We start from the raw sequence: 8,851 nt of genomic DNA, 5'->3' as shown, positions 1-8,851 counted from the left end.
TCTTGTGGTGAGATGGTGAGTTTTAAAAAAACCTAAAAATACTTGACGCGATCATAAAAATCTATTTTCTTGACAATTGTTTATATTATAAGCTATAATCAATATAGTTTTTTATTCCCGAGGGGGGTGAAGTTTTGAAACCGACATATAACCCTAATAATAGGTACAGAAAAAAGGTTCACGGTTTTAGAAAAAGAATGAGAACAAAAAGCGGAAGAGATGTTATTAAAAGAAGAAGACTAAAAGGAAGAAAAAGATTAACAGCATAGGCCGCACTTTTGTTTTGCGGCCTTAAGCTGAATTTTTCGGAGGGCAGAAAAGTTTGGAAAAGCGCCTAAGATTAACAAAAAATTTTGAATTTAATGTGGTATATAAAAAGGGAAGGCGGATGGTATGCCCTCTTTTTAGCATGTACATAAAAAAAAATAAAATTGGATATTCGAGGTTTGGTATATCTGTTAGCAAAAAGATTGGAAAAAGTGTTGTTAGAAACAAAATCAAAAGAAGGATAAAAGAGGCTTTGAGAAAAAATTATAGTAATATAAAGCCGGGATATGATATTGTGATTTCAGCAAGAAAAGATATATCTATTGCTGATTTTCACGAAATAGAAAAGAATATAGTTGAGCTTTTAAAAAATATGGATTTATGGGTGGAATAGTATGAAAAAACTGAGCAGTGCCATAAAAAAATTAATAATATTTTTAATAATAGTTTATCAAAGGTATATATCGCCAATAAAACCAAAAAGTTGTAGATTTTATCCTACGTGCTCTGAGTATGCTAAGCTATCGATTGAAAAATACGGTGTAGTAAAGGGAACAATAAAGGCGATAAAAAGGGTATTAAGATGCCACCCTTTTAATCCCGGCGGTTATGATCCTGTAGAATAAAAAAAATTTAAGGAGGAGCTCTGCGTGGCATTTTTAGAAAACTTGATGAAGAATTTATTAGATTTTTTGTATTATTATACGAAAAGTTATGGTTTATCAATAATTATTTTGACAGTAATTATAAAAATTGTTCTTTTGCCCTTTAGTTTTCAACAGTTTAAATCATTAAAGAAAATGCAGGAAATTGCCCCCGAACAGAAAAAACTTCAAGAAAAATATAAAAATGATCCTCAAAAATTAAATAAGGAATTGATGGAACTTTACAAAAAACATGGCTATAATCCAATGGGCGGTTGTCTTCCGCTTTTAATTCAATTTCCTTTTATTATTGCCTTATTCAGCCTTTTACAGCATTATAATTTTGGGAATACAGGATTTTTATGGTTGTCTAATTTAGGAGCTCCTGATAAAACCTATATATTACCTATACTTGCTGCTTTAACAACTTACCTTTCATCAAGAATGACGACGCCGGGAAAAGTAGATCAGCAACAGAATACGATGAATATAGTTATGTCAGGTTTTATAGGGTGGATGGCATTAAAATTTCCATCAGGACTTGCACTTTATTGGGTTGTGAGCAATATAATTCAGATTATTCAGCAACTTATTATTGTAAGGCCAACAGCCTCTAAAGGAGAGGGGGCAAAATAATGAGAGAAGTGGAAAAACAGGGTAGGACTGTCGAGGAAGCAATAGAAAATGCACTCAAAGAACTAAACGCGAAAAGGGAAGAAGTTGAAATAACAGTAATCGAAGAAGGAAGCAGAGGTATATTTGGAATTTTATCAAAACAGGCAAAGGTAAAGGTAAGATTAAAAGAAAGGCCTGAAGAGAAAGCAGTTAATTTTGTAAAAGGCCTGTTGCAGAAAATAAATATTTTTGCTGAAATTGAAACTCAAAAGGTGGATGAATTTTATAAAATAAACATAAAAGGAAAAGGATTGGGAATTTTAATCGGAAAACATGGAGAGACGTTAAATTCCCTTCAATATCTTGTTAACCTCGTTGCTAATAAAGGGTGGCATGAATACATAAAAATTATAATAGATGTAGAAAACTATAGAGAGAAGAGAGAAAAAGCGCTTATTGATTTGGCAATAAAAATGGCAAAAAGGGTAAAGGATACCAAAAAAAGCATTAAATTGGAGCCTATGCCTCCTTATGAAAGAAAAATAATACACAAAACCCTTCAAAATGATCCTAAGGTTAAAACCCATAGTGAAGGAGAAGAACCTTTTAGAAGAGTTGTTATTTCACTAAAATGACCTCATGGTATGAACCATGAGGTCATATTTCAAATAAAGGGGTTTTTGAAAATGAAGGAAGATACTATTGCAGCAATTTCAACACCTATAGGTGAGGGCGGGATAGGGATTATAAGAATTAGCGGCGAAGATAGTTTTAAAATAGCAAAAAAACTGTTTTTCCCAAAAAGTAAGGTAAGTTTTGAGGAAATGAAGCCGAGGACAATGTACCTTGGAAATATTGTGGACGATGAAGAAAAGTATACTGTTGATGAAGTGCTCTTAGTAAAATTTAAAGCGCCTTTTTCCTATACTGCCGAAGATATGGTAGAAATTCATTCACACGGTGGTTTTACTGCTGTAAGAAAAATATTGAACCTTGTATTAAAAAACGGTGCAAGGCTTGCAGAACCTGGAGAATTTACGAAAAGGGCTTTTATAAATGGAAGGATTGACCTTTCACAGGCTGAAGCAGTTATCGATATAATAAGGGCAAAGACAGATAAAGCTTTAAAAATTGCAGTAGATCAGCTAAAGGGAAAATTATCAGAAAAGATTAAAGAAGTTATGGAAAGCCTATTAAATGTAATTGCATTAATAGAAGCAAATATAGATTTTCCCGAAGAAGAGATCCCTGATGCTACCCCTGAGATAATATTGGATAATATAGAAAAAAACATTAAAGAGTTGGAGGCTTTAAAAGAAAGAGCGGGAGCAGGAAGGATATTACGTGAAGGATTATCAACTGTTATAATAGGAAAGCCCAATGTGGGTAAATCCTCGCTTTTAAACGCTCTATTAATGGAAAAAAGGGCAATTGTAACGGATATACCAGGAACGACAAGGGATATTATAGAAGAGTATATAAATATAAAGGGGATACCAATAAAAATAATCGATACTGCAGGAATTAGAGAGACTAAAGACTTGATTGAAAGGATAGGTGTGGAAAGGGCTTTAGAAAAAGTAGAAATTGCTGAGTTAATACTTTTTGTTGTTGATGCATCAAAAGATTTAGGCGAAGAAGATTATAAAATAATAGAAAGGGTAAAAGAAAAAAGGACGTTGGTTGTACTAAATAAAATTGATTTAGGGCTAAAATTGGATGAAGAAAAAGTAAAAGCTCTTCTTCCTGGTAAAAGGATTATTAAGATTTCTGCTTTAAAAGATGAAGGAATAGAAAGATTAAGAAAGGAAATATATGATATGATAACAAATGAAGTGGGTTCATTGGAAGAAGGCATAATAATTACAGCAACAAGGCATATTGAAGCTGTAAAAAAAGCAGTAGAAAGCCTGAAAGAGGCTAAAGTTTCTGTTGAGAATAACCTTCCCATGGAAATAACTGCTATATATATAAAAGAAGCATGGGAAAGTTTAGGAGAAATTACAGGGGATAGCATTAAAGAAAATCTCCTTGATGCTATTTTTGAAAATTTTTGTATTGGGAAATGAAGGTGGAATATTATGGAATATACAGCAGGGTATTATGATGTTGCTGTTGTTGGAGCGGGACATGCCGGATGCGAGGCAGCCCTTGCATGTGCAAGGCTTGGATTAAAAACGGTTGTGTTTGCTATAAATTTAGACAGTATCGCTCTAATGCCATGCAATCCTTCTATTGGTGGACCTGCAAAGGGGCATTTAGTTAGGGAAATAGACGCCCTCGGAGGAGAAATGGCAAAAAATACAGATAAAACCTTAATTCAAGTTAGGTTATTGAACACAAAAAAAGGCCCTGCGGTCAGGGCATTAAGAGCACAGGCTGATAAAAAGGCTTATCAATTTTCTATGAAATATACTTTGGAAAAACAGGAAAATCTCGATATTGTTCAGGGTGAAGTAGTTAAAATATTAACTCATAACAAAAAGGTAAAAGGAGTTGTAACAAAAACCGGTGGGGTATATTACGCAAATGCAGTAATACTAACTACAGGGGTTTATCTTAGAAGCAGGATAATAATTGGTGATGTTAATTACAGTGGAGGACCTAATGGCCTTTTTCCAGCAAATGAGCTTTCTAAATGTCTTATAGATTTAGGCTTTGAACTGGGAAGGTTTAAGACAGGGACGCCACCGCGCATCCATAAAAATTCCATTGATTTTTCTAAAATGATAGAACAGCCTGGCGATGAAATAATGATACCATTTTCCTACGAAACGGAAAAGTTGGATAGACCCCAATTATCCTGTTGGTTAACATATACCAATAAAAAAACCCATGAAATAATTTTAGAAAATCTGCACAGAGCGCCTCTATACCGTGGCGATATAAAAGGTGTTGGTCCAAGATATTGCCCCAGTATAGAAGTTAAAATAGTAAGATTTTCCGATAAAGAAGCTCATCAGGTTTTTATAGAGCCTGAGGGAATAAATACAAATGAAATGTACGTCCAGGGTGTTTCTACTAGTTTACCCGAAGATGTGCAGGTTCAGGTGCTAAGATCCATAAAAGGGTTAGAGAATGTAAAATTGATGAGACCTGGGTATGCTATAGAATACGATTATGTTATCCCCACACAGTTAAAACTTACTTTGGAGACAAAAGAAATTGAAGGGCTTTATATGGCTGGTCAGATAAATGGGACTTCGGGTTATGAAGAGGCAGCAGCACAGGGTTTAATAGCGGGAATAAATGCAGCTTTAAAATTGAAGGGAAAAGAACCATTAATTTTAAAAAGATCTGATGCTTATATTGGAGTGCTTATAGACGACCTTGTGACAAAGGGAACCGATGAACCCTACAGAATGCTTACTTCACGAGCTGAATATAGGTTAATATTAAGAAACGACAATGCAGACATGCGTCTTACAGAAATAGGGTATAAGGTAGGTCTGATAAGTGAAGAAAGATATGAGAAATTCTTAAAGAAAAAGAAAATGATTGAAGAAGAAATTGAAAGGTTAAGAAGCATAAAGATTACGCCGAGCCAATATGTGAATGAAGAACTGGAAAAATTAGAAACGAGTCCTATAAATACTCCCGTTACTTTAGAAGATTTGTTAAAAAGGCCAGAACTTGATTATGATAAGATAAAGGTATTTGATGAAAATAGACCAGATTTACCAAAGGATGTAATTGAACAAGTAGAAATTGAAATTGCTTATGAAGGGTATATAAAACGGCAAATGAAACAGGTGGAAGCCTTTAAAAAACTCGAAAATAAGCGAATACCACCTGATATAGATTACGATAAAATATATGGACTTAGAACAGAAGCAAGAGAGAAGTTGAAAAAAATCAGACCTGAATCTGTCGGACAGGCAAGCAGAATCTCTGGTGTAAATCCTGCTGATATCTCAATATTACTTATTTATTTAGAATCAGAAAGAAGAAAAAAGGAAAAAGAGAAAGAAGAGTAGTTTTATGGAAAGTATAATTAGAAAATATATGGAAGAAATAAATATGAATTTACCCGATGACAAAATAAAAGCCCTTTCTGAATATTACTATGAGGTTATTAATTGGAATGAAAAAATAAATTTAACTTCAATTACCGATAAAATAGATTTTGCAATAAAACATATTATTGATTCAATTTTTTTATTAAAACTATTGGATATTCCTGTAAAAAGCAGGATTATAGATGTGGGAACTGGAGCAGGAATACCAGGAATTATTTTAAAAATAGCTAGAAGCGATTTAAATGTGACTCTTCTCGACTCCATAAAAAAGAAAACCGATTTTGTTAAGGAGATAATAGAAAAATTAAATTTAAAAGACGCTTTGGTTTTAAATAAAAGGGCGGAAGAAGCTGGAAAGGACAAAAATCATAGAGAAGCATACAATTATTCAATTGCTCGGGCTGTGTCAGGCCTTCCTACATTAGCTGAGCTTTGCTTGCCTTTTGTAAAAATCAATGGTTATTTTATAGCAATGAAGGGAGAAAACGTAGAAGAAGAAGTGAAAGATTCAGAAAAAGCTATATCCCTATTGGGAGGAAGTATTATTGATATATTTAGTTATGAGCTACCTATGGGTTATAAAAGAAGGATAATAATTGTAGAAAAAATAAAGCCTACACCTGAACAATATCCGAGGCGTGCAGGTATTCCAGAAAAAAGGCCATTAAAATAAAGGAAAAATAAACAATAATGTAATTTTTTAGCAATAAAGAAGGATATTTCTAAAATAAATAGAATTTAAATAAAATAAAAAATAAAAAATTGCGAGGCGGTGGTTGTTAGTGTGGGGGGAGAAAAAAAATGAAGTAGTAAACATACCTATTGATGCAATAAAACCAAACCCCTATCAGCCGAGAAAAAATTTCAGTGATGAGTCGTTAAAGGAGTTAACGGAATCAATAAGAAATTATGGCGTTTTACAGCCTATAATAGTTAGAAGAGTAGGAAAAACGAATTTTGAAATAATTGCAGGAGAAAGAAGATGGAGGGCAAGTAAAATAGCTGGACTTAAAGAAATTCCTGCAATTATAAGGGATGCAAAGGAAACAGAAACCGCAATAATGGCACTAATAGAGAATTTGCAGAGAGAAAATTTGAGTTTCATAGAAGAAGCAGAAGGTTATAGGTTGTTGATAGAGGAACACGGTTTAACTCAAGAACAATTAGCAGAAAGGATTGGGAAAAGCCAATCGACCATTGCTAATAAAATACGTATATTAAAAATACCACCTGATATATTAAAAATTATTTCCCAGGAAAACCTTACAGAAAGACATGCAAGAGCTTTGCTTAAACTTCCTGATGAAGAAATGCAAAGAGATGTTTTAAAAAAAGTAATAGAAAAAGGTTTGAATGTAAGGCAAACAGAAGAATTGGTTGAATCTTATTTGGTTAAAGCACATAAAAAAGCAAAAAATAAAAAAAAGAATATAAAAATTGCCATTAAGGATATAAGGATTTTTGTGAATTCGATAAAAAAATTAGTAACAAGTATAAAAGATACGGGTCTTTCAGCAGAATATAAAGAATACGATAAAGGTGATTATATAGAATTAGTGGTTCAAATACCTAAAAGGTAGAGGACCATTTTTTTTTGTTTAATAGAAGGAAATAAAATGATAAAATAGAAATAATTATTATAATAAGGCTGGGTTGGTGAAAAGATGTCGAAGATAATAGCTATTGCAAATCAAAAGGGTGGAGTTGGAAAAACTACTACAGCTGTTAATTTGAGTTCTTGTATAGCTTATTTGGGTAAAAAGGTTTTGCTTATTGATATCGACCCTCAGGGAAATTCTACTAGCGGTTTAGGAATAGAAAAAGAAAAAATAAAAGAATCTGTATACAATCTCCTAATAAATGATGAGACTATCGAAAAAAATGTGATAGAAACTAAATATAAAAATTTGTACATTGTACCTTCCAATATCCAGCTAGCTGGTGCAGAGATTGAACTTGTTATGATGGAAAATAGAGAGTATCTTTTAAAAAAATCTTTAGAAAGTGTAAGGGAAAAGTACAATTTTATAATTATAGATTGTCCTCCTTCTCTCGGTTTATTAACTATAAATGCACTTACAGCGGCTGATTCTGTTTTGATACCAATTCAGTGTGAATACTACGCTTTGGAAGGATTAAGCCAGTTGATGAATACAATAAAATTGGTTCAGAGGTCATTAAATAAAAACCTTGAGATTGAGGGTGTACTGCTTACAATGTTTGATGCTCGGACAAATTTATCTATTCAAGTTGTAGAAGAAGTAAAAAAATATTTTAAAAATAAAGTATATAAGACAATAATACCGAGAAATGTTAGGTTAAGCGAGGCACCGAGCCATGGAAAGCCTATTATAGCATATGACCCAAAATCAAAGGGTTCAGAGGTTTATATGGAACTTGCAAAGGAGGTGCTCGGAATTGCCTAAGAAGGCTCTTGGAAAAGGACTTAGCGCATTAATCCCTATTGAAGAGGATAAAGAAATAAAAATTGAAGAAATTGATATAGAGAAAATATTTTCAAGGGAAAACCAGCCTCGACAAAAATTTGATGAGGAAAAACTGATAGAACTTGCTGATTCTATAAAGGAGCACGGTATAATACAACCAATAATTCTTAAAAAAACAGATAAAGGGTATGAAATTGTAGCAGGGGAAAGAAGGTGGAGGGCTGCTAAAATAGCAGGCTTAAAAAGAATACCTGCAGTGATAAAAGAATTAAATAAAGAAAAAATGATGGAAATTGCTCTAATTGAAAATATACAAAGAGAAGATTTAAACCCCCTTGAAGAAGCAAATGCTTATAAAACATTGATGGAAGAATGCGGAATGACACAGGAGGAACTAGCAAAAAAAATAGGTAAAAGCAGGTCTTTTATCGCAAATACCATTAGGCTCCTTAATTTAGAAGATGAAATAAAAGAGATGATAATTGAAGGGAAAATTACATCAGGCCATGCAAGGGCGCTCCTTTCAGTTGAAGACCCAGTAGAAAGAATAAGATTGGCAAAAAAAATAGCTGATGAAAATATATCCGTTAGAGATGTCGAAAACATTGTAAAACAAAAAAATGAAAGAGGTGAAAAAAAGAGGAAAAAAGAGAAAGAAGAAACAAAAAAAGAGATGAATAATTTAAACAGTATAGAAGAAATGCTAAAAGAAGCCTTGGGCACAAAGGTGTGTATTAAAGGGAATGAAAAACGAGGAAAAATAGAAATAGAGTTTTATTCCGAAGAAGAACTCGAGAGGATTATAGAACTGATAACTACATAAAATTGTTTCACGTGAAACAAAAATAAAAAATCCTGA

11 protein-coding genes are annotated in these 8,851 nt (G+C 32.9%); all 11 read left to right on the top strand.

Annotated elements, in window-relative coordinates; all coding sequences use genetic code 11:
* Positions 1–134: 134 nt before the first annotated feature.
* The 11 genes from rpmH (at position 135) to ACPLVF_RS02975 (ending at position 8,815) form a co-directional block, all read left to right on the top strand.
* Positions 135–269: a 50S ribosomal protein L34 gene (gene rpmH, locus ACPLVF_RS03025; RefSeq protein WP_068747706.1), complete on the top strand. Its 135-nt coding sequence runs from the start codon at positions 135–137 to the stop codon at positions 267–269.
* Between the two features lie 53 nt (positions 270–322).
* Positions 323–661 carry a ribonuclease P protein component gene (gene rnpA, locus ACPLVF_RS03020; protein WP_424906346.1) on the top strand — a complete coding sequence of 113 codons (339 nt, stop codon included), beginning with the start codon at positions 323–325 and terminating at the stop codon, positions 659–661.
* Position 662: 1 nt separating this feature from the next.
* Positions 663–893, top strand: coding sequence for a membrane protein insertion efficiency factor YidD (yidD, locus tag ACPLVF_RS03015; RefSeq protein ID WP_424906345.1), 231 nt, complete (start codon positions 663–665; stop codon positions 891–893).
* Between the two features lie 45 nt (positions 894–938).
* Entirely contained in the window at positions 939–1,547 is a 609-nt protein-coding gene (locus tag ACPLVF_RS03010) for a YidC/Oxa1 family membrane protein insertase (RefSeq protein ID WP_424906353.1), read from the top strand.
* Positions 1,547–2,161 carry an RNA-binding cell elongation regulator Jag/EloR gene (jag, locus tag ACPLVF_RS03005; protein ID WP_424906344.1) on the top strand — a complete coding sequence of 205 codons (615 nt, stop codon included), beginning with the start codon at positions 1,547–1,549 and terminating at the stop codon, positions 2,159–2,161. Before ACPLVF_RS03010 ends, jag begins: the two co-directional genes overlap by 1 nt.
* Positions 2,162–2,212: 51 nt before the next feature.
* Positions 2,213–3,595, top strand: a complete 1,383-nt coding sequence (gene mnmE / locus ACPLVF_RS03000) for a tRNA uridine-5-carboxymethylaminomethyl(34) synthesis GTPase MnmE (protein ID WP_424906343.1) — start codon at positions 2,213–2,215, stop codon at positions 3,593–3,595.
* Positions 3,596–3,607: 12 nt separating this feature from the next.
* Positions 3,608–5,503 carry a tRNA uridine-5-carboxymethylaminomethyl(34) synthesis enzyme MnmG gene (gene mnmG, locus ACPLVF_RS02995; RefSeq protein WP_424906342.1) on the top strand — a complete coding sequence of 632 codons (1,896 nt, stop codon included), beginning with the start codon at positions 3,608–3,610 and terminating at the stop codon, positions 5,501–5,503.
* 4 nt (positions 5,504–5,507) lie between these two features.
* Complete coding sequence (gene rsmG, locus ACPLVF_RS02990; RefSeq protein ID WP_424906341.1) at positions 5,508–6,218, top strand: 16S rRNA (guanine(527)-N(7))-methyltransferase RsmG; 711 nt, start codon at positions 5,508–5,510, stop codon at positions 6,216–6,218.
* Between the two features lie 109 nt (positions 6,219–6,327).
* Positions 6,328–7,125, top strand: coding sequence for a nucleoid occlusion protein (noc, locus tag ACPLVF_RS02985; RefSeq protein ID WP_424906340.1), 798 nt, complete (start codon positions 6,328–6,330; stop codon positions 7,123–7,125).
* 84 nt (positions 7,126–7,209) lie between these two features.
* Entirely contained in the window at positions 7,210–7,971 is a 762-nt protein-coding gene (locus ACPLVF_RS02980) for a ParA family protein (protein ID WP_424906339.1), read from the top strand.
* On the top strand, positions 7,964–8,815 hold the full coding sequence (locus ACPLVF_RS02975; protein WP_424906338.1) for a ParB/RepB/Spo0J family partition protein: 852 nt from the start codon (positions 7,964–7,966) through the stop codon (positions 8,813–8,815). The genes ACPLVF_RS02980 and ACPLVF_RS02975 overlap by 8 nt, the downstream gene beginning before the upstream one ends.
* The last annotated feature ends 36 nt before the right edge of the window (positions 8,816–8,851 follow it).

This window comes from Thermovenabulum sp., assembly GCF_049701175.1.
GTDB lineage: Bacteria > Bacillota > Thermosediminibacteria > Thermosediminibacterales > Thermosediminibacteraceae > Thermovenabulum.
Note: the sequence above shows the minus strand (reverse complement) of the source record. Positions and strands in the feature narration are given on the sequence as shown.

Excerpts from the sequence above, each read along its gene's own strand:
- jag (WP_424906344.1), top strand. The coding sequence starts at position 1,547 with ATGAGAGAAGTGGAAAAACAGGGTAGGACTGTCGAGGAAGCAATAGAA.
- yidD (WP_424906345.1), top strand. The coding sequence starts at position 663 with ATGAAAAAACTGAGCAGTGCCATAAAAAAATTAATAATATTTTTAATA.
- ACPLVF_RS02980 (WP_424906339.1), top strand. The coding sequence starts at position 7,210 with ATGTCGAAGATAATAGCTATTGCAAATCAAAAGGGTGGAGTTGGAAAA.
- mnmE (WP_424906343.1), top strand. The coding sequence starts at position 2,213 with ATGAAGGAAGATACTATTGCAGCAATTTCAACACCTATAGGTGAGGGC.
- rsmG (WP_424906341.1), top strand. The coding sequence starts at position 5,508 with ATGGAAAGTATAATTAGAAAATATATGGAAGAAATAAATATGAATTTA.
- mnmG (WP_424906342.1), top strand. The coding sequence starts at position 3,608 with ATGGAATATACAGCAGGGTATTATGATGTTGCTGTTGTTGGAGCGGGA.
- ACPLVF_RS03010 (WP_424906353.1), top strand. The coding sequence starts at position 939 with ATGAAGAATTTATTAGATTTTTTGTATTATTATACGAAAAGTTATGGT.